General features: G+C 64.2%; 29 protein-coding genes and 1 pseudogene. 19 read left to right on the top strand and 11 right to left on the bottom strand.

Going from position 1 to position 24,895, the window contains the following annotated elements; translation table 11 throughout:
• The first annotated feature begins 90 nt into the window (after window positions 1–90).
• A complete protein-coding gene (locus tag AC16XC_RS09235) occupies window positions 91–1,182 on the top strand; it encodes a cysteine desulfurase family protein (RefSeq protein WP_484034356.1) in 1,092 nt (363 codons plus the stop codon).
• 2 nt (window positions 1,183–1,184) lie between these two features.
• Window positions 1,185–1,517 carry a 2Fe-2S iron-sulfur cluster-binding protein gene (locus AC16XC_RS09230; RefSeq protein ID WP_484034355.1) on the top strand — a complete coding sequence of 111 codons (333 nt, stop codon included), beginning with the start codon at window positions 1,185–1,187 and terminating at the stop codon, window positions 1,515–1,517.
• 2 nt (window positions 1,518–1,519) lie between these two features.
• On the opposite strand, the gene AC16XC_RS09225 is transcribed toward AC16XC_RS09230, so the two are convergent.
• Window positions 1,520–1,915, bottom strand: a complete 396-nt coding sequence (locus AC16XC_RS09225; RefSeq protein ID WP_484034354.1) for a DUF302 domain-containing protein — start codon at window positions 1,913–1,915, stop codon at window positions 1,520–1,522.
• A gap of 115 nt (window positions 1,916–2,030) precedes the next feature.
• Between AC16XC_RS09225 and parC the strand changes: the two genes are divergently transcribed.
• Window positions 2,031–4,322: a DNA topoisomerase IV subunit A gene (parC, locus tag AC16XC_RS09220; protein ID WP_484034353.1), complete on the top strand. Its 2,292-nt coding sequence runs from the start codon at window positions 2,031–2,033 to the stop codon at window positions 4,320–4,322.
• A gap of 76 nt (window positions 4,323–4,398) precedes the next feature.
• On the opposite strand, the gene AC16XC_RS09215 is transcribed toward parC, so the two are convergent.
• From AC16XC_RS09215 to AC16XC_RS09195, 5 genes are all read right to left on the bottom strand, one after another.
• Entirely contained in the window at window positions 4,399–4,920 is a 522-nt protein-coding gene (locus AC16XC_RS09215; RefSeq protein WP_484034352.1) for a hypothetical protein, read from the bottom strand.
• 303 nt (window positions 4,921–5,223) lie between these two features.
• Window positions 5,224–6,417 carry a CCA tRNA nucleotidyltransferase gene (locus tag AC16XC_RS09210; RefSeq protein ID WP_484034351.1) on the bottom strand — a complete coding sequence of 398 codons (1,194 nt, stop codon included), beginning with the start codon at window positions 6,415–6,417 and terminating at the stop codon, window positions 5,224–5,226.
• Entirely contained in the window at window positions 6,410–7,015 is a 606-nt protein-coding gene (locus tag AC16XC_RS09205) for a CoA pyrophosphatase (protein ID WP_484034350.1), read from the bottom strand. The genes AC16XC_RS09210 and AC16XC_RS09205 overlap by 8 nt, the downstream gene beginning before the upstream one ends.
• Window positions 7,016–7,038: 23 nt before the next feature.
• Complete coding sequence (locus AC16XC_RS09200) at window positions 7,039–7,587, bottom strand: GNAT family N-acetyltransferase (RefSeq protein WP_484034349.1); 549 nt, start codon at window positions 7,585–7,587, stop codon at window positions 7,039–7,041.
• 56 nt (window positions 7,588–7,643) lie between these two features.
• Window positions 7,644–8,792, bottom strand: coding sequence for a PQQ-dependent sugar dehydrogenase (locus AC16XC_RS09195; protein ID WP_484034348.1), 1,149 nt, complete (start codon window positions 8,790–8,792; stop codon window positions 7,644–7,646).
• Here AC16XC_RS09195 and AC16XC_RS09190 point away from each other — a divergent pair.
• Window positions 8,791–9,426, top strand: a complete 636-nt coding sequence (locus tag AC16XC_RS09190; RefSeq protein WP_484034367.1) for a ribonuclease HII — start codon at window positions 8,791–8,793, stop codon at window positions 9,424–9,426. The genes AC16XC_RS09195 and AC16XC_RS09190 overlap by 2 nt on opposite strands.
• A gap of 40 nt (window positions 9,427–9,466) precedes the next feature.
• Here AC16XC_RS09190 and AC16XC_RS09185 read toward each other — a convergent pair whose 3' ends face one another.
• Window positions 9,467–10,162, bottom strand: a complete 696-nt coding sequence (locus AC16XC_RS09185; RefSeq protein WP_484034347.1) for a sulfotransferase family protein — start codon at window positions 10,160–10,162, stop codon at window positions 9,467–9,469.
• Between the two features lie 225 nt (window positions 10,163–10,387).
• Here AC16XC_RS09185 and AC16XC_RS09180 point away from each other — a divergent pair, with 225 nt between their 5' ends.
• From AC16XC_RS09180 to AC16XC_RS09160, 5 genes are all read left to right on the top strand, one after another.
• The gene (locus AC16XC_RS09180; protein WP_484034366.1) at window positions 10,388–11,509 is read left to right on the top strand and encodes a DNA methyltransferase; all 1,122 of its coding nucleotides are present in this window, start codon (window positions 10,388–10,390) and stop codon (window positions 11,507–11,509) included.
• A complete protein-coding gene (gene folP, locus AC16XC_RS09175; protein ID WP_484034365.1) occupies window positions 11,506–12,621 on the top strand; it encodes a dihydropteroate synthase in 1,116 nt (371 codons plus the stop codon). Before AC16XC_RS09180 ends, folP begins: the two co-directional genes overlap by 4 nt.
• A 280-nt stretch (window positions 12,622–12,901) precedes the next feature.
• Window positions 12,902–14,098, top strand: a complete 1,197-nt coding sequence (locus tag AC16XC_RS09170; protein ID WP_484034346.1) for a pilus assembly protein TadG-related protein — start codon at window positions 12,902–12,904, stop codon at window positions 14,096–14,098.
• A gap of 5 nt (window positions 14,099–14,103) precedes the next feature.
• Window positions 14,104–14,589: a TadE/TadG family type IV pilus assembly protein gene (locus tag AC16XC_RS09165; protein WP_484034345.1), complete on the top strand. Its 486-nt coding sequence runs from the start codon at window positions 14,104–14,106 to the stop codon at window positions 14,587–14,589.
• A complete protein-coding gene (locus AC16XC_RS09160) occupies window positions 14,589–14,981 on the top strand; it encodes a TadE/TadG family type IV pilus assembly protein (RefSeq protein WP_484034344.1) in 393 nt (130 codons plus the stop codon). Before AC16XC_RS09165 ends, AC16XC_RS09160 begins: the two co-directional genes overlap by 1 nt.
• On the opposite strand, the gene AC16XC_RS09155 is transcribed toward AC16XC_RS09160, so the two are convergent.
• Entirely contained in the window at window positions 14,978–15,739 is a 762-nt protein-coding gene (locus tag AC16XC_RS09155) for an SDR family NAD(P)-dependent oxidoreductase (protein WP_484034343.1), read from the bottom strand. The genes AC16XC_RS09160 and AC16XC_RS09155 overlap by 4 nt on opposite strands.
• A gap of 153 nt (window positions 15,740–15,892) precedes the next feature.
• Here AC16XC_RS09155 and AC16XC_RS09150 point away from each other — a divergent pair, with 153 nt between their 5' ends.
• The gene (locus AC16XC_RS09150) at window positions 15,893–16,285 is read left to right on the top strand and encodes a nuclear transport factor 2 family protein (RefSeq protein WP_484034342.1); all 393 of its coding nucleotides are present in this window, start codon (window positions 15,893–15,895) and stop codon (window positions 16,283–16,285) included.
• Here AC16XC_RS09150 and AC16XC_RS09145 read toward each other — a convergent pair.
• Complete coding sequence (locus tag AC16XC_RS09145; protein WP_484034341.1) at window positions 16,282–17,703, bottom strand: sigma-54-dependent transcriptional regulator; 1,422 nt, start codon at window positions 17,701–17,703, stop codon at window positions 16,282–16,284. The two genes, AC16XC_RS09150 and AC16XC_RS09145, sit on opposite strands and share 4 nt — an antisense overlap.
• A 183-nt stretch (window positions 17,704–17,886) precedes the next feature.
• Between AC16XC_RS09145 and AC16XC_RS09140 the strand changes: the two genes are divergently transcribed.
• The 9 genes from AC16XC_RS09140 to AC16XC_RS09100 all read left to right on the top strand — a co-directional run bounded on the left by AC16XC_RS09140 (window position 17,887) and on the right by AC16XC_RS09100 (window position 24,490).
• The gene (locus tag AC16XC_RS09140; protein ID WP_484034340.1) at window positions 17,887–18,012 is read left to right on the top strand and encodes an aa3-type cytochrome c oxidase subunit IV; all 126 of its coding nucleotides are present in this window, start codon (window positions 17,887–17,889) and stop codon (window positions 18,010–18,012) included.
• A gap of 25 nt (window positions 18,013–18,037) precedes the next feature.
• Window positions 18,038–19,147: an NAD(P) transhydrogenase subunit alpha gene (locus AC16XC_RS09135; RefSeq protein ID WP_484034339.1), complete on the top strand. Its 1,110-nt coding sequence runs from the start codon at window positions 18,038–18,040 to the stop codon at window positions 19,145–19,147.
• 82 nt (window positions 19,148–19,229) lie between these two features.
• Window positions 19,230–19,637 carry an endonuclease domain-containing protein gene (locus tag AC16XC_RS09130; RefSeq protein ID WP_484034338.1) on the top strand — a complete coding sequence of 136 codons (408 nt, stop codon included), beginning with the start codon at window positions 19,230–19,232 and terminating at the stop codon, window positions 19,635–19,637.
• Between the two features lie 9 nt (window positions 19,638–19,646).
• The gene (locus tag AC16XC_RS09125; RefSeq protein WP_484034337.1) at window positions 19,647–19,982 is read left to right on the top strand and encodes an NAD(P) transhydrogenase subunit alpha part 2; all 336 of its coding nucleotides are present in this window, start codon (window positions 19,647–19,649) and stop codon (window positions 19,980–19,982) included.
• A 26-nt stretch (window positions 19,983–20,008) separates the two neighbouring features.
• A complete protein-coding gene (locus AC16XC_RS09120; RefSeq protein ID WP_484034364.1) occupies window positions 20,009–21,460 on the top strand; it encodes an NAD(P)(+) transhydrogenase (Re/Si-specific) subunit beta in 1,452 nt (483 codons plus the stop codon).
• Window positions 21,461–21,521: 61 nt separating this feature from the next.
• Window positions 21,522–22,682 carry a deoxyguanosinetriphosphate triphosphohydrolase gene (locus tag AC16XC_RS09115; RefSeq protein ID WP_484034336.1) on the top strand — a complete coding sequence of 387 codons (1,161 nt, stop codon included), beginning with the start codon at window positions 21,522–21,524 and terminating at the stop codon, window positions 22,680–22,682.
• 8 nt (window positions 22,683–22,690) lie between these two features.
• Window positions 22,691–23,380 (top strand): NAD(P)H-binding protein, encoded by a 690-nt coding sequence (locus tag AC16XC_RS09110; RefSeq protein WP_484034335.1) that lies wholly within the window; start codon window positions 22,691–22,693, stop codon window positions 23,378–23,380.
• Window positions 23,380–23,862, top strand: coding sequence for a methyltransferase family protein (locus tag AC16XC_RS09105; protein ID WP_484034334.1), 483 nt, complete (start codon window positions 23,380–23,382; stop codon window positions 23,860–23,862). Before AC16XC_RS09110 ends, AC16XC_RS09105 begins: the two co-directional genes overlap by 1 nt.
• Before the next feature lie 16 nt (window positions 23,863–23,878).
• Complete coding sequence (locus AC16XC_RS09100; RefSeq protein WP_484034333.1) at window positions 23,879–24,490, top strand: DUF938 domain-containing protein; 612 nt, start codon at window positions 23,879–23,881, stop codon at window positions 24,488–24,490.
• Window positions 24,491–24,500: 10 nt separating this feature from the next.
• On the opposite strand, the gene AC16XC_RS09095 is transcribed toward AC16XC_RS09100, so the two are convergent.
• Both AC16XC_RS09095 and AC16XC_RS09090 read right to left on the bottom strand, forming a co-directional pair.
• Complete coding sequence (locus AC16XC_RS09095) at window positions 24,501–24,635, bottom strand: entericidin A/B family lipoprotein (RefSeq protein WP_484034332.1); 135 nt, start codon at window positions 24,633–24,635, stop codon at window positions 24,501–24,503.
• 55 nt (window positions 24,636–24,690) lie between these two features.
• Window positions 24,691–24,895 (bottom strand): annotated as a pseudogene (locus AC16XC_RS09090) (EamA/RhaT family transporter); the annotation flags it as partial.

The raw sequence follows: 24,895 nt of genomic DNA, 5'->3' as shown, positions 1-24,895 counted from the left end.
AGGCCGTCTCGAAGGATCAAACTGCTTCGAGACGGGAATTCAGCCTCCGGCTTCATTCCCTCCTCAGCACGAACGGTCTAGGGAGTGCGCATGATCTATCTCGACTACCAGGCGACCACCCCGCTCGCGCCCGAGGCACGCGATGCGATGCTGCCATGGCTCGAAGGGCCGGGCGGCACCGGCTTCGGCAATCCGCATAGTGCGCACAAGCTCGGCCGCTCGGCGGCGGCGGCGGTCGAGCTGGCGCGCGACCAGGTCGCGGCGTTGTTCCCGCCCGGCGGGCTGGTGATCTTTACCGGGAGCGCGACCGAGGCGCTCAATACGGTCCTGTTCGGAACCAAGGGTGGCGTCCTCACCTTCGCGACCGAACACGCCGCGGTGCTCGATTGCGCAGAACCGATCCGCAAGGCGAAGCGCGGCTTCGATGTCCTACCCGTCACTCGCGGCGGCCAGGCCGACAGCGAGGCATTGCGCGATGCGATCGGCCCGAAGACCGGCCTTGTCGCCGCGATGCTGGTCAATAACGAAATCGGCGCAATCAATCCGGTCGAGGAGATCGCGGCGATCGCCCGCGAGAACGGCGCGCTGGTGCTGTGCGACGCGGTGCAGGCCTATGGCCGGATTGGCATCCCCGATTGCTGCGATGCGATTGCGGTTTCCGCACACAAGCTCCACGGGCCCAAGGGCATCGGCGCCTTGTGGCTACGCGATGGGGTCGCGATCGAGCCGCTGATCCATGGCGGCGGGCAGGAAAAGGGCCTGCGTTCGGGCACGCTCAGCCCGGCGCTGTGCGCGGGCTTCGGGGCGGCAGCCAGGCTGGCGGCCAAGCGCATGGAGCAGGACGCGGCGCATGTCGCAGCCCTGTGGAACCGGGCGCGCGAACTGTTTTCCGGCTGGACGCTCAATGGCGGGGCCGACGCCCGCTGGAAGGGCAATCTCAACCTTCGCAGGGACGGGCTCGATGTCGCCCGGCTGATGAGCGATTGCCGCGAGATCTGCTTTTCGGCTGGGTCGGCCTGCGCTTCGGGGTCGGGGCGGCCAAGCCATGTGCTACGCGCCATCGGCCTGTCGGACAAGCAGGCGAAGAACTCGATCAGGCTCGGCTTCGGGCGCTACACGACGATGGAACAGGTCGAAGAAGCGGCGGAAGCGATCAATCGCGCCGCCGATGCGCAAGGTTAGCCATGGTCAAGGTCACTTTCATTACCACCGATGGAGAAAAGGTAGGGGCGGAGGGCGAAGAAGGGTTCTCGCTGCTCGAATGCGGCCAGGCCGCGGGCATGCCGCTCGAAGGCACATGCGAAGGGCAGATGGCCTGCTCGACCTGCCATGTGATTGTCGACCCAGAATGGTTCGATCGCTTGCCCGAAGCGAGCGAGGAAGAGGAGGACATGCTTGACCTCGCCGCCGCGGTCGAGCGGACCAGCCGGCTCGGTTGCCAGATAGTCCTCACTCCGGAGCTTGACGGCTTGATCGTGCGCATTCCGAGCGAAAGCCGCGACGCGCAGGCGCTGTAACGTCAACCCCCAGCGAGGGCGTCAATCACTCGCGCCAGTTTCTCACGCACTTCGCCCGCCGCCAGCTTCAGCGCGGGATTGTCGATCGCCTGCATCGAGGCGACCGGGTCGATCGCCGCGACTTCCGTCATCCCGTCGCCGGCATCGCGGACCACTATATTGCAGGGCAGCATGGTGCCGACCTTGTTCTCGAGCTGGAGTGCGTGGTGGGCGAGTTTGGGATTGCAGGCCCCAAGGATCGTGTAGGCCGGAAACTCGGCGCCGATCTTCTCCTTGAGTGTCGCCTGGACGTCGATCCGCGTGAGGACACCGAAGCCTTCCTCCTTCAGTGCCTGCTCCGTTCTGGCAATTGCTTCCTCGAACGGGAGCGCGAGGCTGGTCGCAATGTAATAGGTCATCTGTCGCTTCTCCGCCGGCGAATCCAAAAATCAGCCTATTGGCCGATGGCGGGTGGGGAAAGTGCAAACTTCCCCGCTGTCCTGTGGCCCTTGCCGGTGTTAGGGCGATGCCAACATGGCCGCCACCACCGAAGAAGACCCTTTCGACGCGATTGTCGATGCTCCGTTCGATTCTGCGCTGTCCGAGCGCTATCTTGTCTATGCCCTCTCGACGATCACCGCGCGTTCGCTGCCCGACCTACGCGACGGCCTGAAGCCGGTCCACCGCCGGATCCTGTGGGGCATGCGGCAGATGCGGTTATCGCCCGACAGCGCCTTCAAGAAATGCGCCCGCATCACCGGCGACGTGATGGGCAAGTACCATCCGCACGGCAACCTTGCACTCTACGACGCGCTGGTGCGGCTCGCCCAGCCGTTCGCCATGCGTTACCCACTGGTCGAAGGGCAGGGCAATTTCGGCAATATCGACGGCGATGGCGCGGCCGCAGAACGCTATACCGAATGCCGTCTGACGCGCACCGCGATGGAGCTGATGGAAGGGCTCGACGAAGGCACGGTCACCTTCGTTCCGACCTACAACAACGAAGAGGAAGAGCCGGAAATCTTCCCCGGCCTGTTTCCCAACCTCCTCGCCAATGGCGCGACCGGGATCGCGGTCGGCATGGCGACCAGCATCCCGAGCCACAATGTCGCCGAAGTGGTCGAGGCGACGCTCGAACTGATCGACAATCCGCATGTCGAGCATGCACGACTGATGGAACTGTTTCATGGTCCGGATTTTGCGACCGGCGGGGTGATCGTCGACAGTCCCGAGGCGATTTCGCTCGCCTATGAGAGCGGGCGCGGTTCGTTCAGGGTGCGCGGGCGGTTCCATGCGGCGGAAGCCAAGGAGCCGTCAGATCGCGAAGCGGGAATCGAGCGGCTCGGCGGCGGACAATACCAACTGGTAATCTCCGAAATTCCCTACATGGTCGCCAAGGGCAAGCTGATCGAACAGATTGCTCAGCTGATCGCCGACCGCAAGCTGCCGATCCTGGAAGATGTGCGCGATGAATCGGACGAGCGGATCCGCATCGTGCTGGTGCCCAAGAGCCGCAATGTCGATCCCGAATTGCTCAAGGAATCGCTCTACAAGCTGACCGACCTCGAAACCCGTTTCGGGCTCAACCTCAACGTGCTCGACGCTACCCGCACCCCGATGGTGATGGGGCTGAAGGAACTGCTCGGCCACTGGGTCGCTAGTCAGATCGATATCCTCCAGCGCCGCACCCAGCACCGGCTCGACCGGATTGCCGCCCGGCTCGAACTGGTCGAAGGTTTCATCATCGCCTTCCTCAATCTCGACCGGGTGATCGAGATCATTCGTACCGAGGACGATCCCAAGCCGGTCATGATGGCCGAATTCGGCCTTACAGACCGCCAGGTCGAAGCGATCCTCAACATGCGGCTGCGGAGCCTGCGCAAGCTCGAGGAAATGCAGCTGCGCCAGGAGAAAGACGAACTCATTGCCGAACAGGAGGAGCTCGAAAAGCTGCTCGGCTCGCCGGCCCGCCAGCGCACCAGGCTCAAGCGCGACTTGAAGGCACTGCAGCAGGAATACGGACCCGACACCTTGCTTGGCGCGCGCCGCACCTTGATTGCCGAGGCCGCCCCAGTGGTCGAATTCAGCATGGATGCGATGATCGAGAAAGAGCCGGTCACCGTGATCCTTTCGGCTAAAGGCTGGATCAGGGCGGCCAAGGGGCATCTCCCGCTCGGCGCAGATGGTCTCGGGGACTGGAAATACAAGGAAGGCGACGGTCCGGGTTTCGCGCTCCACTGCCAGACCACCGACAAGCTGATCTTCGCGGCGGACGACGGACGCTGCTACACGCTGGGCGCGGACAGGCTGCCTGGCGCGCGCGGGTTCGGCGAGCCGGTGCGCACCGTGCTCGATATCGAGGCCGAGACCATCGTCGGGCTGCTCGTGTACAGACCTGGTGGCAGGATCCTGGTCGCATCGAGCCTGGGTAAGGGCTTTGCCGTGCCGATGGACGAGATTCTCGCGGAGACCCGCAAGGGCAAGCAGGTTGTCAATCTGAAGGCGGGGATGAAGCTGGTCGTTGCGCGCGAGATCGCCGCCGATGACGACCACGTTGCGGTGGTCGGCGACAACCGCAAGTTGGTGGTGTTCGCGCTCGACGAACTGCCCGAAATGGCGCGCGGGCAGGGCGTGACCCTCCAGCGCTATCGCGACGGCGGGCTGTCCGATGCAACCACCTTCCGGATGGAGGACGGGCTCAGCTGGGCGATGGGGGGCGAGACCGGGCGGACGCGGACCGAGACCGAGATCGGCATGTGGAAGGTCGCGCGCGGCGCCGCCGGGCGCCTGCCGCCGCAGGGCTTTCCCCGCGACAACAAGTTCTGATTGCCGGTTTTGGCAAGGAAAGGGCCGGAAGCGGCATCCCGCCCCCGGCCCCTGATCCGTCCGATCTGTATCGGGCTCAGCCGCCGCCGAGGGCTGCCTCGAGCTGGGCGGCGGTGAAACGGCCGAGGAGGCCGCTGTCGTCGGTCGCGAGCTGCTCGCGCGGCAGCTGGATCGATCCTTCGTCATCTTCCAGCGCAAGGATGATCGAACCGTCCTGGTTGACGGTCTGGACCGTGCCAACCACCACGCCGTCGAGCGAACGCAACTCGGCCCCGGCGGTCAGGGCCGCCGTCAGCTTGGCGTCCTGTTCCGCCTCGTAGGCGTCCATCTTGGCGTCGAGATTGGCCTTGGTATCGTTGATCGTCGCGCCATCGCCCGTGTCGTAGAAAGCGGTGGGCGGCAGCGGGATCTGGTTGTTGCCGGTGTCGAGCACCACGGCACCTTCCATGACCTGGGCGATGGTGCCGACCTGGGTCCCGTCGTTACCCATTATGACAGTGCCAACGCTCAACTCTGCCTGCGGTGGCGCGTCCTGTGCGGCAGCTGGAACGGCGGATATTGCCAGCAGCGAGGCTGCGATCAATTTGCTGAATTTCATCGATTTACTCCGTCAAGACTTCAATTATTCCAGTGCCCGCAAATGGGCCAGACCCTGCGCGATGGGAATTGCGCAAGAACGGGATGCGAGCGCGCGATCGGCACAAATGCGCCAGTTCACACAAACCGATCCACTAATGCGCCGAAGAAACCGGCGCGGGTGAGACGCATTGTCTCGGGGATGCGCGGATCGCGTCTTCCATCATTGAAAGACAGTTTGCTCGCGATGTCGGGCCGTTCCCTTCCATCAAATGGCACTGAATGCAACCCGTCAATACCCAGGACCTTGCCGGTGAAGCCTCGGTTAATCCGATGTTGGCCACGAGTCAGCGAGGAATTGTTCGAGGATTTCGAGGACCCGCCCCCGTGGCGGGAAGCCTTCCTCCAGCCACCGGGTTTCGACCTCGCGCAGGATGCGGGCGACCGCTGGTCCCTCGCTTATGCCGCGTTCGACGATCTCGCCGCCCTTGAGCGGCAGGGTCGGGACATCCCAGCCTTGCAGCGCGTCAATCGATTTTCCTTCGATCAGCAAGCGGTCGATCGCGCTCACCTTCCCTTCGCGATAGGCTAGGGCAAGCGGGTTGTTACTGTCGGCCGCATGGCGCCCCGCTGCGGTAGCCAAACGAACCCGCTGGCTCTTCGAAAGCCTCAGACGCGCCGCCACTTCGAGCGCGACCGGCGGCGAGGGCGGGAGCAAGGCTGCCAGCCGCCGGATCGGATCGGGCGGCGTTGCGGATGATTGCTCGGAAGCGATCAGGCGCGACAACGCGGCAAGGTGGCCGCGCGTGGTTTCGGGAAGCACGGCATGGAGCACGCCGCGCTCATGCATCCGGGCGATCGTCTCCAGTGGTTCCGGCAAGGCAAGCAGGTTGAGCAGTTCGGCAGCGACCCGTTCGCGGCTTAGACCCTTGAGGGTGGGCGCAAGCTCGGCGCAGGCTTCTTCCGCCTCGCCATCGAGCATCGCCCCGAAACGGGCCTGGAAGCGATAATAGCGCAGGATTCGCAGGTGATCCTCGCGGATCCGATCGCGCGCATCGCCGATGAACCGCACCAGCCGCCGGTCGAGATCGCCGATCCCGCCGAAATAGTCGAAGATTTCGAGCGTCGAGGGATCGACATACAGGGCGTTGATGGTGAAATCGCGCCGGGCGGCATCTTCCTGCCAGTCGGTGGCGTATTTCACCGTCGCGCGCCGGCCATCGGTGCTGACGTCGCGGCGCAGGGTGGTGATTTCGACGGGGCCTTCGGGCAGGACTGCCGTCACGGTGCCGTGGTCGATCCCGGTCGGCACCGATCTGATACCGGCCATGGTCAGGCGGCGGATGACTTCGAGCGGTTCGAGCGGAGTGGCGCAATCGATGTCTTTCACCGGTTGGCCCAGCAAGGTGTCGCGCACGGCGCCGCCCACCCAGCGGGCATTGTCCTTTCCCAGGGCGGCAACCAGTCCGGCAAGGTCGGCGCGCTTCGTCCAGGGCGCGGGAGGAAGGGTATCAACCATCGACGAGGCCTTCCCAGGCGAGCCGGTGCGACAGGTTTTCGATGATTGCCGCGGTCACGCCCCAGATCCTGTGACCTTCCCAGACGATTTCCGTATAGGACCGTAACCTACCGCGATACATGGTTTTTTTGTACTCGCGATTGGCCGGATCGAGGATGTAGCGCAGCGGCGCTTCGAACCAGCCCGAGACCTCCCGTGGATTGGGTATCACCTCGATATCGGGCGGCAATAGCCCGAGCACCGGCGTGATCTCGAAACCGGTTCCGGTGATGAACCGATCAGAAGAACCAATAATATTTATATATGAAGGAGTTATTCCTAATTCCTCATGCGTCTCACGAAGCGCGGCGGCGATCGCATCCTCACCCGGATCGATCTTGCCCCCGGGGAAGGCCACCTGGCCGGCATGCTCGCGCATTTCGAGCGGACGATGCGTCAGCAACACGCCCGGTTCGGGGCGGTCGGTCACCCCGATCATGACGGCGGCCGGCCTGATTTCGCCCGGCGGGGCGAAGGCGGCATCGGTCCTGAGCCGCGGCAGCTCGCTGCCGTGCCCTTCGTCGAAAATCCGCGTCAGCCGATCGAGCAGGCTTGCCATGGCGCTGCCCTGCCAGAACTCCCCTAATTCGCCAAGGGGTCGCGCCAAGGGCCGAGCATGCCGTGCCTGGGGAGAATGGCGGGATTGTCGCAGCGCACGAGGAGACGCTCTTTTTCGTAGGGTCCCGGCAGGTTCCACCCGGCCGTCGGACCGGCGTGGAAACCGAAGAACCGCCCGTAATAGTCCGCGTCGCCGATCAGCACCTGTGGCAAGGGCGCGCGCCCCTGTTTCGCCAGTTCGTCGAGCGCGGCGATCATGGCGAGCATCAAGGCCTTGCCGAAGCCTTCCCCCTGGCGTTCGGGAATGACCGCGACCGGGCCGACCATCAGCATCGGATGCTGGCGGCCTTCGTCATCGGTCAGTCCGATCGGCCAGGCCTGGATCGTGCCCACCAGCAGATCGCAATCGTCGAGCGCGGCAAAGGACAGGGCGGGGAGCCAATCCATGCCGTCGCGCACCTTGTAGGCCGTGCGTTCATGGCGATCCGCTCCGAAGGCGCGATCGAGCACTTGCTCGATCAGCTCGGGCTCGACCTGGGCGAGCGGAATCAAGGTGGCGGCAGCGTCTTCCATGGGCCGCGCGCCGATAGTGGCATGCGCGGCACCGTGCAATCGAAAGCTGGCCCCGGTCAGTTTGCCGGAGTGAGCTTCATCAAGCGCCCATCGGCACCGTCGGCGAGTACCCAGATCGCTCCATCGGGTCCCTGCTCGATCTCGCGGAGGCGCGTGCCCATCGGATAACGCGCCTCCTCGGTGGCCTTTTCGCCGTCGAACGATACCCGAACCACGGCCCGGACATCGCCCATGGCCGCGATCAGAGCTTCGCCGCGCCATTCGGGGAACAGCGATCCGGAATAGAATATGAAGTCACCTGGTGCGATCACCGGGTTCCAGCTGATCGCCGGTGCCTGCAAGTCCGGCCTTGTAGCGTGACGGGGGATAGGATCGCCACTATACTCGTCGCCATCCGATACCAGCGGCCAGCCATAATTCTTTCCCGGTTCGACCAGGTTGATCTCGTCGCCGCCGCGCGGGCCATGCTCGAGATCCCACAACTGGCCATTGCTGTCGAAGGCCAGCCCCAGCAGGTTGCGATGGCCGTAGGACCAGACCTGGTCGGCAACGCCGCCCTGGCCCGCAAACGGGTTGCCGGGGGCGGGCGAGCCATCGGGCAGCAACCGGACTACGCTGCCCAGGTTGTTGGTGACATCCTGCGCTGGGTCCTCCTGCATGCGATCTCCGCTGGTCAGGAAGAGATATTCGCCATCGGGCGAGAAGGCGATCCGGCCCGAGAAATGGCCAAAACTCGCGATCGCCGGTTCCTGCCGCCAGATGACTTGAAGTCCTTCGACCGCGCAGCCGCCTTCGCAGGCCATTCTCCCGCGGCCCAGGACCAGCCTGCGGCTGTTGCCTTCATCGGCTTGCGCCCAGGTGAGGTAGACGGTCCGGCTGGTCGCGTAATCGGGCGCGAACACGATGTCGCCAAGGCCGCCTTGTCCGCCCGCGGCAACTTGCGGCGCTCCACCGACCTCGCTGACCTCGCCCGTTTGGGTCACCATCATCAACCCGCCGCCCTTTTCGGTGACGAAGATATTTCCGGTGCCGGGCTCGAACGCCATGGCCCAGGGCTGGTCGAATTTGGCAACCTCTTCGATTTCGAACGGCCCGGTGGAATTGGCCGAATTGCCCGAACTATCCCCCGTTTGAGCAGCCCCGCAGCTTGCGACCGAGATCGCGGTCGGGGCAATAATGGCGGCAAGGCGAAAACTGATGGTCATGGTGTCGGCGGTTCCTCATTCCCAATTCTGTTGCAGCCTCGGGCGCGAACACCTGATCGCCGGAGTCGACGAAGCCGGTCGCGGCCCGCTGGCAGGCCCGGTAGTGGCCGCCGCAGTGGTTTTGTGCAAGCCTTGTCCTCAGGGGCTAGACGATTCCAAGAAGCTGCCGGCAAACCGGCGGGCGCAGCTTGACCGGCAGATCCGCGCCACCTGCGCCTATGGAATCGGTATCGTCGACGTGCAGGTAATCGACCGGATCAACATCCTGCAAGCGACCATGCTGGCTATGAGCGAAGCGATGGCCCGCCTGTGCGATGCTCTCGGCGAGCAGCCGGCCGAGATCCTCGTCGACGGCAACATGACTCCGGCAGGCCGTTGCTCGAATTGGCGCTGGCCGGCGCAGGCGATTGTCGGCGGCGACGGGATCGAACCGTGCATCTCAGCGGCCTCGATTGTCGCCAAGGAATATCGCGACCGGCTGATGATCGAAGCCGCCAAGGAGCACCCCGTGTTCGGCTGGGAGCGCAACAAGGGGTATGGCTCGCCCGAGCACATCGAGGCGCTGCGGCTCCACGGACCGACCCCGCTGCACCGCAAGAGCTTTGCCCCGGTGGCGCAGATGGAGCTGTTCTAGGCGGCAACCGGGGTCGAGGAAGTCCGGGCGCCGTCCGAAGTCATCCCGCGAACGCCTTGGCCTTGAGCTGGTCGATATAGGCGCGAGCGAACATTTCCATTGTTTCCGGGTCGGGCGGCAATCCGCCCTGTTCATCCGCAGCCTCTCCCAACTCGTCCCGGCTATTGACCCGCGGGAACGGCTCCGGCGGGACCGGAACGTCGAGGAATTCGCATAACGGCCCCCAGCCTTGCTTCGGATGGAAGACCAGCAATCTTTCCGCCGGGATGGTGTCGATTACTTCCTGGTTCCGCTTCTCGAACCACTCGGTCATGAAGGCGCGGTCGGTCATCCGGTCGCCGAACGGCGCATAGACGGTGCCTTGCATCATCTTTTCCTGCGGCGTCCCGCGAAGCGATCCTTGCATCCGCTCGGAAAAGATCGTTTCGCTGACCGAATCGAACCAGCTGTTGGCATCGCGCACGGTCAGCAGCACCTTTGCTTCGGGGTAATAGTCCGCCAGTTCGCGCCAATAGGTGCAAGCAGGGTAATCGGTGGTCGACTGGAAACCGTCGAAAACCGTGTCCCAATCGGGCTTGCCCTCGGCCACATCGAGCCACAGCGGGACATTGCGCCGCGCCGCCGCGAATACTTCCGACATATGGTAGCACGGACCGAATCCAATGTGCTCCAGCGCGAACTTCATCGTGAATGTCGCCGTGCGGCCAAGCCCGGCGCCGATTACCTTCAATGCCATGCAATTCCCTCTCTATGGCGATGCGAGTCTTTCAGGCCACACCACAAGATATCGAGTCCCGCAATCGCAATCGGGGGCCAGATGCAGTGGAGGACTCGTTTCGTTCCGCGCCGCGTCAATCATGGTTAGCGGCCCGTTAACCATGTTGTGCGAGGAATAATGGGTTGACGCGGGACTCCTGCGGACTCACCCTGTGGATAAGTAGGGGGAATTGGTGTGAACGTTCTGGTCGAAAAGCCGCTCCGCGCGGGCCAAAGTAGCGCTGCCATCCGGCAGGATCTGCCGCTCGGCCAGATCCTTGCCGGCGATTGCGTGGAAGCGATGCGGGGCCTGCCCGACAATTCGGTCGACCTGGTCTTCGCGGACCCTCCCTACAATCTCCAGCTTGGCGGAGACCTGAACCGGCCCGATGGGAGCCATGTCGATGCGGTGACCGACGATTGGGACCGGTTCGACAGTTTCACGGTCTATGACAATTTCACCCGCGACTGGCTCACCGAAGCCCGGCGGGTGCTCAAGCCCGACGGGTCGCTATGGGTGATCGGCTCCTATCACAACATCTTCCGGGTCGGCGCGTTAATGCAGGATCTCGGCTTCTGGATCCTCAACGACATCGTCTGGCGCAAGTCGAACCCGATGCCCAATTTCCGCGGCACCCGTTTCACCAACGCGCATGAGACGCTGATCTGGGCGAGCCAGGGCGAGAAGGCCAGATACCATTTCAACTATCGCGCGATGAAGACGCTCAACGACGAGCTCCAGATGCGTTCGGACTGGGTGCTGCCGATTTGCAGCGGCCAGGAGCGGCTCAAGCGCGGCGGCCACAAGGTCCACCCGACGCAGAAGCCCGAAGCGCTGCTGTACCGGGTGATGCTCGCGACGACCGAGAAGGGCGATGTCGTGCTCGATCCCTTCTTCGGCACCGGCACCACCGGCGCGGTCGCCAAGCGGCTCGGCCGCGAATGGATCGGCTGCGAGCGCGAGAGCGCTTATCGCGAGGCGGCGCTCGAGCGGATCGAGATGGCGCTGCCGCTCGACGAAAGCGCGCTCCAGACCATGCAGAGCCGAAAGGGCCAGCCCCGGGTCGCCTTCGGATCGCTGGTCGAGGCGGGAATGATCGCTCCCGGCACCGAAATTTTCGACCGGAAGCGCCGCTGGACCGCCAAGGTCCGGGCCGACGGTTCGGTCATTTCCGGCAAGGAGGAAGGCTCGATCCACCATGTCGGCAAGGTTCTCCAGAGCGCGCCGAGCTGCAACGGCTGGACTTTCTGGCACCTGGAGCAGGACGGCGACATCAGGCCGCTCGATGCCTTGCGCCAGCAATATCACCTCGCCATTGAGGACTGATGGCCAAACTCTACATCCGCCCCACCGGCCTCGTTTCCAATCCGCAAGGTGTCGATGGCGACGCGATCCGGCTGGCTGGCGGGCTGGTCTATGCGCACGGTTTCGCCCTGGTTGTCGCGGAAGGCGGCAAGGTCGTCTCGAACGACCGGGTGAGCGCGCGCGGAATGGATCGCGCGCTGGGGCAATTGCCCGACGGCCTCGAAGCCACCGGCCGCGAGCAGTGGGCCAATCTCCAGAAGCAGCATTTACCGCTCCAATGCGGCGAGCGCACCATCCGGTTCGACCAGCCGCAGGTGATGGGCATCCTCAATGTCACGCCCGATTCCTTTTCCGACGGCGGTCAATTCCTCGACGATCCGCAGGTCGCCGCCGACCATGCCGCCGCGATGCTCGAAGGCGGGGCGGCGATCATCGACATCGGCGGCGAGAGCACGCGTCCGGGCGCTGCCGCGGTCTGGGAAGGCGACGAGCTCAAGCGCGTGATCCCGGCGATCGAGGCGGTTGCCCTGATGGGGGCTGCGATCAGTGTCGACACCAGGCGCCCGGCGGTGATGGAGGCCGCGATCGAATCCGGCGCGCACATTATCAACGATGTTTCGGCCCTGCGGCACGATCCGCGCAGCATCGAACTGGCGGCCAATGCAAATATGCCGGTGATCCTCATGCATGCGCCGGGGGATGGCGACGACCTCCATGCCGACGGCAATTACGGCAATGTGGTGTTCGAGGTGTTCGACTGGCTCGCCGCCGCACGCGACCGGGCAATCGACGCGGGGATCGACCGCGACCATATCCTGCTCGATCCGGGGATCGGCTTCGGCAAGTCGCTGCAGGACAACCTCGCGCTGATGAACGCATTGCCGCTGTTCCATGCGCTGGGCCAGCCCTTGCTCCTCGGCGCCAGCCGCAAGCGCATGATCGGCGCACTTTCGAACGAGGCGCCGGCCCACCAGAGGCTGGGCGGATCGCTCGCACTGGCCCTCAGGGGAATGGATGCCGGGGTCCAGGTGCTGCGGGTGCATGAGGTTCCGGAGACTGTCCAGGCGAGGAATGTCTGGCGGGGATTGCGCGATTCGGCGCTTACGGACTTTTCCGATCTTCCAACCGCCTGAAATTTTTACGGGTTTCTACCTGATCTTAACAGGCTGCGATCACTGCGGCGGCATTAACCATCCCTTCGTGCACTGGCCGGGCAGGGGCTGTCCGGCGAATTGCGAAGCAATCTGGTTAATGCGCGGCCTCCCGCAAATGCTTGCAATCGCGTAAACTATCCTTGGCACACAATTGTTATGGCGCCGGATGGCCTAACTCCCGCAAATCGATGCAAAGGGGGCCAAAGCCTTGAGGAACTTCCTTGCAAGACTGAGGCGCGACAAGCGTGGGAATACCCTGTTGCTGGGCGCAACGGGGATTGCCGCGCTTGTGGGCGGCGCCGGGCTGGGTGTCGACACCGTGCAATGGTATCTGTGGCAGCGCCAGTTGCAGCAGGCCGTGGATTCGAGCGCGCTGGCTGGCGCACTCAATCTCTACCAGGGCGAAGATTATTCGACCGCTGCCACCAGCGAGCTCAACCGCAACGCTAACACCACCGTGACAATCGAGCGGCTGGCCAATCCGCCGGCCGTCGGCGCCTATGCCGGAAGCAATTCGGCGGTCGAGGTGGTTGCGACCACCAGCAGGCAATTGCCGTTCTCCAGCCTGTTCCTCACCGTCGCGCCGACCATTCGCGCACGCGCAGTAGCAACCAGCATCGAAGGCGACGAGCATTGCGTGATCTCGCTCGCGCCGGCCGGGGTCGGGGTCCAGACGGTCGGTAACCCCAATGTCGTGCTGGGTTGCGGAGTCGCGGCCAATTCGTGGAGCGAACAGGGGATTTATCTCGACGGTACCGCCTGGCTCGAAGCCAATCCGCTCAGTTCGGTCGGCGGGATCCACCAGGGCGGCAACAATACGCCTGCTGGCACGGCACTGCTGACCTATGCCCAACCGCTCAACGACCCGATCGCGGATCGCGGGCTGAGCGTGCCATCCACGCCTGCGGCCTGCACCTATAACAATTACAGCGTGAGCCCGAGCTCTACGGTTACGCTCAATCCGGGCCGCTATTGCGGGGGGCTGAGGATTCGCGGCACCGCGACGCTCAATCCCGGCGTCTACATCATCGACGGCGGGAACCTGGTGATCAATGCCCAGGCGACGGTGATTGGTCATGGCGTGACCTTCGTACTCACGGGCAACTCGCCCAGCACCGTTGCCTCCGTCAGCATTGCCGGCGGCGCCGATCTCGACCTGCGCGCTCCGACCCAGGCCGAAGACGCCACCTGGTACGACATGCTGATCTATCAGGATCCGACCGCGAACAACCAGAACAATACCCTGGCTGGCGGATCGGGGACGCAGTTCAACGGGATCGTCTACATGCCCAATGGCGACGTCAATTTCACGGGCAATTCCAACGGCACGGCCGACTGCCTGCTGATTGTCTCCTATCGCGTCAGCTTCACCGGCGATGCCAATATCGGGAACAATTGCCCGAGCACGATCGACGATCTCGACCTCAGGGACCGCCGCATCAGGGTGGTGGAATAGCGATCATGCGCATGTTCCCGCTCAAGACCTTGCTTCGTCGCCTTGCTTCGGAGGAGCGCGGCACCGGCATCATGGAGCTTGGCATCGCCTTGCCGGTGCTACTCCTGTTGCTGCTCGGTACGGTCGATGCCTCGCGCATGGCGGCGGCCAAGATCGACCTGGAACAGGCGGCCCAGCGCACGACCGACTATGCGCTGGCGGTCCGGCCCAACGGCAACGACGGCACTTACCTCCAGGCCGAGGCAGCCAGCGCGGCCGGTGTGCCGACCAGCCAAGTGACGGTCGATATCTATCTCGAATGCGATGGAGTGCGGGTCGATTTCGCGCTCACCTGTGTCGCGGGCGAGGTGCGGGCGCGCTACGTTTCGGTAGAAATCGACGATAATGTCGAAACGATGTTCGACTGGGCGGCCCTGTCCGCCGTGATCGGATCGACGGCCCTGCCATCGAGCATCAGGGTCCAGGGCGATAGTATCGTGAGGATCCAGTGATGCTGAAAAGGCTTTGGCAGGACCAGGCAGCCAATTCGACGGTCGAGTTCGTCATCGCCGCGCCGGTGCTGGTGTCGTTCATGGTCGGGATTTTGCAGATCGGCCAGGTGATGCACGCCAATGGCGCGATGCGCAATGCCATCGGCGACGGCATCCGCTACGCCAAGGTCTATCCCGACGCGACGGAGACGCAGGTCCTCAACGAAACGCGGGCCGGAATGGCGGGCGTCAATGTCGACGGAATCACCGAGCTGCAATTCGTGCGCGGCACGGCCAACGGAGCGGCCTTCGGCCGGATCACGATGCAATACGAGCTCCAGCCGATGATTCCGTTCGCGCCGATGCCGCCGATCGTGATCGAGGAAGAGCGGACCGCCTACCTGCCGAGCTAGAGCGCGCTTCCGCCGTCGCTCGACAACACCACGCCGGTGATATTGGCGGCTGCATCCGACAGCAGGAAGCCGATCGCCCCGGCAATCTCATCCGCACTGGCAAAGCGACCTGAGGGCACGCTGTCCTTCGCCATCGATTCCATCGCTGCTTCGCGCGAGCCGAGCGCCGTAACCACATCGCCGAACCATTCCTGCTTGTCCCAGATCGGGGTGTCGACCCCGCCGGGCGCGACTGCATTGACGCGAATCCCGGCACTGGCGCTTTCGAGCGCGGCGATCCTTGCGAGATGCGCGATGCCGGCCTTGCTTGTCGCGTAGGCGCTGGTGCCGGCCATCGGCTTCAGTGCCGTGACCGAGGACAGCATCACGATGCTGCCGCCGCATCCGCCCCTGGCGATCAGGCGCAAGGCAGTGGCGAGGGTGAGGAACGCGCCATCGAGGTTGACCGACATGATCTTGCGCCATTGTTCGAACTGCTGCTCGACCAAGGGGCCGCCCCCGGCAATCCCGGCATTGATCACCGCATGGTCGAGCCGGTCGATGCCGCCTTCGAGCTCGCGCCAGAAGTCCGGATCGGCGACATCGCCCGCGATCCGCTCTGCCGCGCACGAAAGGTCGAGGCCGGCCAAGCCGGCGCGGTCGAGATCGACCAGATAGAGTTGTTCGATGCCCTGCGCGTCGAGCCAGCGCGCGCAGGCCGCGCCGATGCCCGATGCCGCACCGGTGACGAGCGCGGTCTTGCCTTCAAATCCCTGCATGATGTGTCCTTTGGAAATTCGTGATCATCCGGACAGGTGACTGCCTGTCCCTGCAAAAGCTTGCCGCGCTCAGCGCCTACCCTTGATCATCGGACTTCTCCCGTGGACGGGTTGGATGTAGTCCGGCTCGCGGAACAGCGCAAGGAGTGCAGCATGGCGGTCGAAGGTGAAGGGGAACTCGCAGCAATCGAGCGGAGCAGGCTGAAGGCATTCGTCGAGGGCGATTGGGACACGGTCGACTTGCTGCACGCGGATGATTTCCAGTTGATCAATCCGTTCGGCGTGCCGCATTCGAAGGAGGATTATCTCGGGCCGATGCGGCGCGGCGAGTTTCGCTATTTGCACTGGGATCCCGACGGCCCGATTCTTGAATCCCGCAATGGCGATTGCGGTGCGGTGCGCTATCGCGCGCGGTTGTCGGTACGGCTGGGCGACCATGTCCTGCCTGAAGCCAGCTATTACCACACCGACTATTACGAGAAGCGCGACGGGCGCTGGCAGGTGGTGTTCTCGCAAGCGACCGAGGTCCGGCCGATGCAGGTCTAGGCCGCGTCGCCGATCCCGAGATCGTTGAGCTTGCGGTAAAGCGTAGAGCGGCCGATCCCGAGCCGGCGGGCGACTTCGGTCATGCGCCCGCGGTAATGGCCGATGGCGAGCCGGATCACGTCGGCTTCAATGTCTTCGAGCGGCCGCAGGTTCCCGTCTTCGGTATAAAGCTCGATCCCGACGCCTTCGTGGCTCAGTGTCTCGACCGCGTTTTCCAGTTCGCCGATCAATTCGAGCAGCTGCGGAAAGTCTTCCGCGGTCAAGGCATCGCCATCGCAGAACACCGCCGCGCGGAACAGCACCGCCTGGAGCTGTCGGACATTGCCGGGCCAGTCATAGGCGGAAAGCAGCTTGAGTGCCCCGTCGGTGATTCCCAGCGAACGCAGCCCCGGCTGATCGGCAATCTTGCCGAGGAAATATCGCGTCAGCCCGGCGATATCGCTGCCGCGTTCGCGCAGCGGCGGCAGGACGATCCGCGTGACGGAAAGGGCGTCGTGCAATTCCTTGCTGAACGCGCCCGCCTCGACCAGGTCATTGAGCGGGTAGTTGCTGGCGGCGATCAGCCTGAGATCGATCCGGAAAGAATGCTGCGCGCCGACCGGGCGTACCATGCCATTGGCAATTGCTTCGACCAGCCGGTCCTGCAGCGGGTCGGGCAGGCGGTCGATTTCGTCGAGCACCAGCGTCCCGGTGTCGCAATGCTGCATCGCGCCGATCTGGCGGTCGAAAGCCCCGGCGAAGGCGCCTTTCTCATGTCCGAACAGGAGGGATTCGAGCGAAGCAGCCGGAACCCCCCCGACATTGATGATCCGGAAGGGCGCCTTGGCGCGTGGAGAGGCCGAATGGATCGCGCGCACCAGCATTTCCTTGCCAGTGCCGCTTTCGCCTTCGATCAGCAGGTAGCCATGGCCGCGCGCGGCCTTGGCCGCCTTGGCCAATGCAGTGCGGAACGCAGGCGAAGTCCCGACCATCGAATCGAAATCGAGCTTGTCGGGGATCTTCTCGGCGAGCGGCTGGAGTTCGTCATGCGGGGTCTCGCGCCTGGTCGCGCTCCTGAGCGCGTGCATCAGCCGGTCGGGCGCGACCGGCTTGACGAGGTAGTCGGTCGCTCCGGCGCGCATCGCTTCGACCGCAAGCAGCGGGCTGGCGCTGGTGGTGAGCATCAGCACCGGCAGCGATGGCCGGCGGCTCTTGAGCTCGGCGATGAGATTGCAGGCATCGTCGCCCGGAACCCATTGATCGAGGATGATCGCATCGAGCTTCATCCCTTCGCGGGTGCCGAGCGTGGCGATCGCGGTCTCGCTGTCATTGACGACCAGGGTGCGCCAGCCTTCGCGCGAGGCGAGCGCGGTGATCAGCCGGCTTTGCGCCGGCTCATCGTCGATCAGCATCAGGAGGCGCTGTTCCGGCTCGGCCATGATCCCCGAATGTCCCTTATTGGTACGTGGGGGATATTTAGCGGGTGCGGGTAAAGAGCTGATTAAGGCTGTTTGCGCCCTACCGGCGCTGCGCTGCAGCAAATCGGGGCTCTTGAGCCGGTCTCAAAGGATCGCTAGACCTTGGGCAAATTCAGCACTCAAGATTCTCCGGGGAACTCATCCATGGCATCTGGAAACGACATGCAGGCGCATGAAAAGACCTATTCGGCATTCATGACCTTGCTCAAATGGACAATGCCCATAATCGCGATCGTCACGATCTTCGTCATCGTCCAGATCTCCAACTGATCTGCGACTAAAGGGGGAAGAGGCCATGCGGATCGCGGTTTTGAAAGAGCGAGCTGCTGGCGAAACGCGGGTTTCGGCGACGCCCGAAACCGTCAGGAAATTCGGCGCCCTGGGCGCGACGCTGGCGGTCGAGGAGGGCGCGGGTGCAAGCGCGTCCGTCTCCGATGCGGCCTATCGCGAGGCCGGCGCCGAGGTCGGCCCGCTCGCGGCGATCATCAAGGATGCCGATATCGTGTTCGGGGTCCAGGGCCCCGATCCGGCGCTGCTGGCGGGCGCGAAGCCGGGAGCGTGGCTCGTGGCGATCCTCGATCCGTTCGGACAGCGGTCGCGGGTCGATGCCTATGCCGCCGCCGGGATCGAAGCGCTGGCGATGGAATTCATGCCGCGCATCACCCGCGCGCAATCGATGGACGTGCTCTCGAGCCAGTCGAACCTCGCCGGCTACAAGGCGGTGATCGCGGCGGCCGACGCATACGGCCGCGCCTTCCCGATGATGATGACCGCGGCCGGCACCGTGACGGCGGCGCGCTGCTTCGTGATGGGGGTCGGCGTGGCGGGCCTGCAGGCGATTGCCACGGCCAGGCGGCTCGGCGCGCAGGTCTCGGCGACCGACGTCCGGCCCGAAACCGCCGAGCAGATCACCAGCCTCGGCGCCAAGCCGATCTTCGACGAGGAGCTCTCGGCCGCGGGCGAGGGCGGCTACGCAGCCGAGCTGACCGACGCGCAGAAGGCCAAACAGGCCGAGCTGGTTTCGAGCCATATCGCCAGGCAGGATATCGTCATCACCACCGCGCTGATCCCCGGTCGCGCTGCGCCGCGCCTGGTCTCCGACGCGCAGATCGCGACGATGAAGCCCGGCAGCGTCATATTCGACCTGGCGGTGGCGCAGGGCGGCAATGTCGAAGGCTCGGTGCCCGACCAGGTGGTCGAACGGCATGGGGTGAAGATCATGGGCTTTTCGAACACCGCCGCGCATCTCGCGGCGGATGCCTCGGCGCTCTATGCGCGCAATCTCTACAATTTCCTCTCGGCTTTCTGGGACGCGGAAAAGAAAGCGCCGGTGCTCGACGAGGAGATCGGCAATGCCGTGCGGCTGACCCAGGGCGGCAAGGTCGTCAACGAGAGGCTGCAGTGAGGGCGGGGCTAATCCAGATCCTCCCCCATCGGGGGAGGGGGACCGCCGCCGCGAAGCGGCGGTGGTGGAGGGGGCGCCGCTGATGCGCGATCACACGCCGGAATCACTGCGCAATGCCAAAAAGCTGCGCAAGGAAATGTCGCTTCCCGAAGTGCTGCTGTGGCGCTTGCTGCGCGGCAAGCCGCAAGGAATGAAGTTCCGAAAGCAACACCCCTACGGCAACTGCGTGTTCGACTTCTACTGCGACAGCGTCAAGTCGGTGATCGAAGTCGACGGCATCGCCCACGACATGGGCAACCGTCCCGCCCGCGATGCAAGGCGCAACGCGGCATTGCATGCGGCCGGTTTTCGGGTTCTGCGCATCCCCGCGACCGATGTTCTGCGCGATCCCGAAGAAACCGCGGAAGCGATCCTCGCGGCCTGCAAGGCCATGCCCCCTCCGTCAGCCGCTGACGCGGCTGCCACCTCCCCCGATGGGGGAGGATCGTAGGAGCATCTTATGGACTTCATAACCATCCTCTCGATCTTCGTGCTGGCCTGTTTCGTGGGCTATTACGTGGTCTGGTCGGTCACGCCCGCGCTGCACACGCCGCTGATGGCGGTGACCAACGCGATTTCCAGCGTGATCATCGTCGGCGCGCTGATTGCCGCGGCCGAGGCCGGCAGCCCCGCGGCCAAATGGCTCGGCCTGGTCGGAATTGCGCTCGCGAGCGTCAACATCTTCGGCGGCTTCGCGGTGACCGAGCGGATGCTGGCGATGTACAAGAAGAAGGACAAGCCTGTCCCGAGCAAGGCCGAAGGGCCCATGCCGGCAGCCGACGGGGGCAAGTCGTGATCGAACCCGCGCCCAACGATATCGTTATGCCCGACATCGCCTTCGGCCCGGTCGAAGAGGTCGCCCATGCGGTCGATCCGTGGGTTGCGCTGGCCTATCTCGTCGCGGGCATCTGTTTCATCCTTGCCCTGAGGGGGCTCTCTTCCCCCGCATCGAGCCGCGCGGGCAACCGTTTCGGCATGTTCGGCATGCTGATCGCGGTCGGGACGACCCTGGTCACGCACGAACTCGCGACATTGCCCGAGATCGGCATCGCCATGTTTCTCGGCGGGATCGTCGGCTTCACAATCGCCCAGCGGATCGCGATGACCGCGATGCCGCAGCTGGTCGCGGCGTTCCACTCTCTGGTCGGGTTGGCGGCGGTGCTGGTCGCGGTCGCGGCGTTCATGAACCCGGGGGCGTTCGATATCCTCGGGACGGACGGCAATATTCTCGCCGTCAGCCGGGTCGAAATGGCGCTCGGCACCGCGATCGGTGCGATCACCTTCTCCGGTTCGGTGATCGCCTTCGCCAAGCTCAACGGGAACATGAGTGGCGCGCCGATCCTGTTGCCGGCACGCCATGTCATCAATCTCGGGACGCTGGTCGCGATCCTGGCGCTCACCGCCTATTACGCGCTCTCGCCGCTCGCCGGGCCGGGCGAAGGCTGGGTGTTCTGGGCGATCACGCTCGCCGCCTTTGCGATCGGTTTCCTGCTGATCATCCCGATCGGCGGGGCCGACATGCCGGTCGTCGTTTCGATGCTCAACTCCTATTCGGGCTGGGCCGCGGCGGCGATGGGCTTCACCCTCCACAACACCGCGATGATCATCACCGGGGCACTGGTCGGTTCGTCGGGCGCGATCCTCTCCTACATCATGTGCCGGGCGATGAACCGCAGCTTCATCAGCGTGATCGCGGGCGGATTCGGCGCCGAAAGCGGCAGCGGCGCGGGCGAAGCCAGGAGCGACCGCCCGTGGAAGCGCGGCAGCGCCGAGGATGCGGCTTTCCTGCTCAAGGAAGCGGCCAATGTCATTGTCATTCCCGGCTACGGCATGGCGGTCGCCCAGGCCCAGCATGTGCTGCGCGAGATGGCAGACAAGCTCAAGGAAGAGGGCGTCAACGTCAAATACGCGATCCATCCGGTCGCGGGGCGCATGCCCGGGCATATGAACGTGCTCCTGGCCGAAGCGAACGTACCCTATGACGAAGTGTTCGAGCTCGAAGACATCAATTCCGAATTCTCGCAATGCGACGTCGCCTTCATCATCGGCGCGAACGACGTGGTGAATCCCGCCGCCAAGACCGACAAGTCCAGCCCGATCTACGGCATGCCGGTATTCGAGGTCGACAAGGCCAAGACGATCTTCTTCATCAAGCGCAGCATGGGCGGGGTCGGTTATGCCGGGGTCGACAACGACGTGTTCTACATGGACCAGACGATGATGCTCCTTGGCGACGCCAAGAAGATGGTCGAGGAAATCGTCAAGGCGCTCTGAGGGGGCAATTGCCGTGCACATCATTGCCATCCAGCAGCGCACGTCCTAGGGCGGCGCCCGCATGGACCGCGCGCCTTACGCCAGTGACCCCGCGCAATCGCGCGGGCGCGAATTCCCGCAGCAGCGGGTGGAACTTCGCGGCCCGAGAAGCGAATTCCAGCGCGATCGCGACCGGATCATTCACTCGATTGCTTTCCGTCGGTTGCGCCACAAGACCCAGGTGTTCATCGCCCCCGACGGCGACCACTACCGGGTTCGGCTGACGCACAGCCTCGAGGTAGCGCAGATCGCGCGCGTGCTCGCCCGCGCGCTCGATCTCGACGAGGACCTGACCGAGGCGATCTGTTTAGCGCACGACATCGGCCATCCGCCGTTCGGCCACGCGGGCGAGGTCGCGCTCCATGGTGCGATGCAGCGGCATGGCGGGTTCGACCACAATGCCCAGTCGCTGCGCATCGTGATGCGGCTCGAAGGCACCTATTGCGAGCATGACGGGCTCAATCTCAGCTGGGAAGTGCTCGAAGGGCTGGCCAAGCATAATGGGCCGGTGCCGAAGCCGGGTTGGGCGCTGGCCGAGATCGACGCCGAATATCCACTCGACCTGCCCCACTGGCCTTCGCTCGAAGCGCAGGTCGCCGCCATTTCCGACGACATCGCCTATGACAATCACGATATCGACGACGGGCTGCGCGCGGGCTTTCTTGAGCTCGACGACCTCCTGACGCTCGATTTCCTCGCCGACCAGTGGCGCGCGGTCGAGCGGCGCTTTCCCGGCGCGATCCGCGAGCGGCAATTGCGCGAACTGATCCGCAGCCAGATCGGGTTGATGGTCAACGATATGCTCAAGGCGACGCGCGCAAACCTCAAGGGGATCGCTTCGCTCGACGAGGTGCGCCAGGCGGGCCGGAGTCTTGTGTCATTTTCGCCCGAGTTGGCCGGGCACGAGCGGGAATTGAAGCGCTTCATGTATGACCGGCTCTATTTCCATCCCGAGCAGGTCGCGACCGCCGAACGCGCGCGCGACGTGGTCGCCAAGCTGTTCGCCGCCTATTCGCAGGACCCAGCGCTGATGAACGAGGGCTGGGCCGAATCGTTGCCCGCGGACGAACCCGACCGCAGCCGCCATATCGCCGATTTCATCGCCGGCATGACCGACAAGTTCGCGATCGACCAGCACCTGAAGATTTTCGGCAAGATCCCTGAGGGGCTCTCGAATGTCTGAGCCTTCCCTTGGCTGATCCCTTGCGCGTCGGGCTTGTCGGTTCGACCGGGCTGACCGGACGCGCGCTCATGGAAGCGCTGGTCGGGCGCGACGATTTCCGGCTCGTGGCGATTGCCCGGCGGGAAGTGAAGCTGCCCAAGGGCGCACGGATGGAACTGCGGCTCGCGGATCCCGCGCAATGGCCGGAGGTCATCTCCCAGATGAATTTCGACGTGATTGTCTGTGCCCTCGGGACGACCTGGGAAAAGGCCGGGAAGGACGAGGCAACCTTTCGCGAAACCGACGAAAGACTGGTAATGAGCGTCGCGAAGGCGGCCCGGGAATCGGGTGTGAGGCACTTCATCTTTGTTTCCTCCGCCGGGGCAAACCCGCTTTCGAAGAACCTTTATCTGCGGGTGAAGGGCGAAGTCGAAAAATCGCTGATTAAGCTCCGCTTCACGCGGCTCGATATATTGCGGCCCGGCCTGCTGCGCGGCCGCCGGCAGGGCGATATGCGCCATCTCGAGCGCATGGGGATCCTGTTCGCACCGCTGATCGATCCCTTTCTCCGCGGTCATCGACGGCGGTTCCGTTCGATCGCGATCTTGACCTTGATCGATGCTATTCTTGGCCTTGCGAAGGAGAAGGCGGTCGGTCGCTTCGTGCACGAGCACGACAGCCTGGTCTTTGCCGCCAGGCGCTTCGAAGGGAAGGACTGATGACCGGTATTCTCAAGGCCGACGAGGACAGTGCCAAAGTCGGCTTTCCGCCGCCATTCGTCTATCTGGGCTTCCTGCTGCTGGGCAAGCTGGCCGACCGTTTGGCCGGCTTCTCGCTGCCGCTCGGCCAGCCGGTCCGGATTGCGGCGGTGGCCATCCTGGTCACGCTGGGGCTGCTGGTGGTCGCGGCCGCGCTGTTCCGCTTTCGCCAGGCGGGGACCGATCCCGAACCGTGGAAAACGAGCAGTACGATCGTCCGCCGGGGCATTTACCGGGTGACCCGCAACCCGATGTATCTCGGCATGGCGCTCGCCTATCTCGGATTGGCGCTGGGGCTTGCCAGTCCCGCGGCGCTGGCGCTGTTCCCGGTTGTCATCTGGGTCATCCGGACGCAGGTTATCGCAAGGGAAGAGCGCTATCTCGAAGCCAAGTTCGGCGGCGACTATCTGAGCTATAAGGCCGATGTCCGCCGCTGGTTTTGATCCGGGTTCGTTTCGCATGGGCCAGGCCGGGGCGGTGCGGCAGGAAGCGCCTGCCGTCGCGCGCAATCGTGAGCCGATCGCGTTGGTCCTGGCCGAAGAACTGCCAAGGACCGGCCTGGTGCTCGAGATCGCCAGCGGGACGGGCGAGCACGCTGTCTTCTTCGCACGGCGGTTCGGACAGCTGCAATGGCAGCCGAGCGACCCCAACAGTGAGGCGCTGGCTTCGATCGAGGCCTGGCGGAGCGAGGCGGGGCTACGAAACGTCCTGCCGCCGATCGAACTCGATGCTTCGCTGACGGCCTGGCCGGTCGATCGGGCCGATGCGATGCTGTGCATCAACATGGTCCATATCAGCCCCTGGACCGCGAGCGAGGGCCTGTTCGCCGGGGCCGCACGGCTGTTGGAAGGCGGTGCGCCGCTGATGCTTTACGGGCCCTATCTCGAAGACGCGGTCGAGACCGCACCTTCGAATGTCGAATTCGATTTGGGTTTGCGGCGGCGAAATCCCGCATGGGGCATCAGGCGGATCGAGGATATCGACCGGCTCGCGCGGGCAAACGGACTTGCCCGCACGCGGCGCGTCGAAATGCCGGCCAACAATCTCCTCTTGGTCTACCGCAAGGGCTGAAGGTCAACGGTCAGTCGTTGATCGCGTCCTCGCCAGCCTGGCCGACGGATTGGATGTCACTGCCAAGACCCTTCACGGTGTTGCATGCTGCTGCCGAGAGCGCCAGCGCGCCAATTCCCAGTGTCAAAACAAGTTTGCGAAGCATTTCCTAGCTCCTTCCAGAATTACGATTGCAACGATTGTCCAGCTTTCGGGTTCCGTCAAGCTGCTACAGGCGAAGTGGACCGTTCGCGGTGCAGGCGGTGTTCGCGCCAGGCAATCACCAGTCCTGCACCGATGATCAGCGGTGCCCCGAGCCAGGTCGAAAATGGCGGGAACCGGTCCCAGATCAGCCAGCCATAGAGCGTGGCCCAGAACAGCATCGAATAATCCATCACGATCACGCTTGAAACCGCGCCGAAGCGC

This window comes from Candidatus Andeanibacterium sp., assembly GCF_057143545.1.
The sequence above is the reverse complement of the archived record's forward strand: the minus strand, read 5'-3'. Positions and strand labels throughout refer to the sequence as shown.

Bases quoted from the DNA above. Each gene is read 5' to 3' on its own strand.
- AC16XC_RS09095 (WP_484034332.1), bottom strand. From the start codon at position 24,635: ATGCTTCGCAAACTTGTTTTGACACTGGGAATTGGCGCGCTGGCGCTC.
- AC16XC_RS09200 (WP_484034349.1), bottom strand. From the start codon at position 7,587: ATGGAAGACGCTGCCGCCACCTTGATTCCGCTCGCCCAGGTCGAGCCC.
- AC16XC_RS09160 (WP_484034344.1), top strand. From the start codon at position 14,589: ATGCTGAAAAGGCTTTGGCAGGACCAGGCAGCCAATTCGACGGTCGAG.
- AC16XC_RS09215 (WP_484034352.1), bottom strand. From the start codon at position 4,920: ATGAAATTCAGCAAATTGATCGCAGCCTCGCTGCTGGCAATATCCGCC.
- AC16XC_RS09165 (WP_484034345.1), top strand. From the start codon at position 14,104: ATGCGCATGTTCCCGCTCAAGACCTTGCTTCGTCGCCTTGCTTCGGAG.
- AC16XC_RS09195 (WP_484034348.1), bottom strand. From the start codon at position 8,792: ATGACCATCAGTTTTCGCCTTGCCGCCATTATTGCCCCGACCGCGATC.
- AC16XC_RS09120 (WP_484034364.1), top strand. From the start codon at position 20,009: ATGCCCGACATCGCCTTCGGCCCGGTCGAAGAGGTCGCCCATGCGGTC.
- AC16XC_RS09135 (WP_484034339.1), top strand. From the start codon at position 18,038: ATGCGGATCGCGGTTTTGAAAGAGCGAGCTGCTGGCGAAACGCGGGTT.
- AC16XC_RS09125 (WP_484034337.1), top strand. From the start codon at position 19,647: ATGGACTTCATAACCATCCTCTCGATCTTCGTGCTGGCCTGTTTCGTG.
- AC16XC_RS09185 (WP_484034347.1), bottom strand. From the start codon at position 10,162: ATGGCATTGAAGGTAATCGGCGCCGGGCTTGGCCGCACGGCGACATTC.
- AC16XC_RS09210 (WP_484034351.1), bottom strand. From the start codon at position 6,417: ATGGTTGATACCCTTCCTCCCGCGCCCTGGACGAAGCGCGCCGACCTT.
- AC16XC_RS09155 (WP_484034343.1), bottom strand. From the start codon at position 15,739: ATGCAGGGATTTGAAGGCAAGACCGCGCTCGTCACCGGTGCGGCATCG.
- AC16XC_RS09230 (WP_484034355.1), top strand. From the start codon at position 1,185: ATGGTCAAGGTCACTTTCATTACCACCGATGGAGAAAAGGTAGGGGCG.
- AC16XC_RS09115 (WP_484034336.1), top strand. From the start codon at position 21,522: ATGGACCGCGCGCCTTACGCCAGTGACCCCGCGCAATCGCGCGGGCGC.
- parC (WP_484034353.1), top strand. From the start codon at position 2,031: ATGGCCGCCACCACCGAAGAAGACCCTTTCGACGCGATTGTCGATGCT.
- AC16XC_RS09150 (WP_484034342.1), top strand. From the start codon at position 15,893: ATGGCGGTCGAAGGTGAAGGGGAACTCGCAGCAATCGAGCGGAGCAGG.
- AC16XC_RS09130 (WP_484034338.1), top strand. From the start codon at position 19,230: ATGCGCGATCACACGCCGGAATCACTGCGCAATGCCAAAAAGCTGCGC.
- AC16XC_RS09140 (WP_484034340.1), top strand. From the start codon at position 17,887: ATGGCATCTGGAAACGACATGCAGGCGCATGAAAAGACCTATTCGGCA.
- AC16XC_RS09225 (WP_484034354.1), bottom strand. From the start codon at position 1,915: ATGACCTATTACATTGCGACCAGCCTCGCGCTCCCGTTCGAGGAAGCA.
- AC16XC_RS09190 (WP_484034367.1), top strand. From the start codon at position 8,791: ATGGTGTCGGCGGTTCCTCATTCCCAATTCTGTTGCAGCCTCGGGCGC.
- AC16XC_RS09235 (WP_484034356.1), top strand. From the start codon at position 91: ATGATCTATCTCGACTACCAGGCGACCACCCCGCTCGCGCCCGAGGCA.
- AC16XC_RS09145 (WP_484034341.1), bottom strand. From the start codon at position 17,703: ATGGCCGAGCCGGAACAGCGCCTCCTGATGCTGATCGACGATGAGCCG.
- AC16XC_RS09100 (WP_484034333.1), top strand. From the start codon at position 23,879: ATGGGCCAGGCCGGGGCGGTGCGGCAGGAAGCGCCTGCCGTCGCGCGC.
- AC16XC_RS09105 (WP_484034334.1), top strand. From the start codon at position 23,380: ATGACCGGTATTCTCAAGGCCGACGAGGACAGTGCCAAAGTCGGCTTT.
- AC16XC_RS09205 (WP_484034350.1), bottom strand. From the start codon at position 7,015: ATGGCAAGCCTGCTCGATCGGCTGACGCGGATTTTCGACGAAGGGCAC.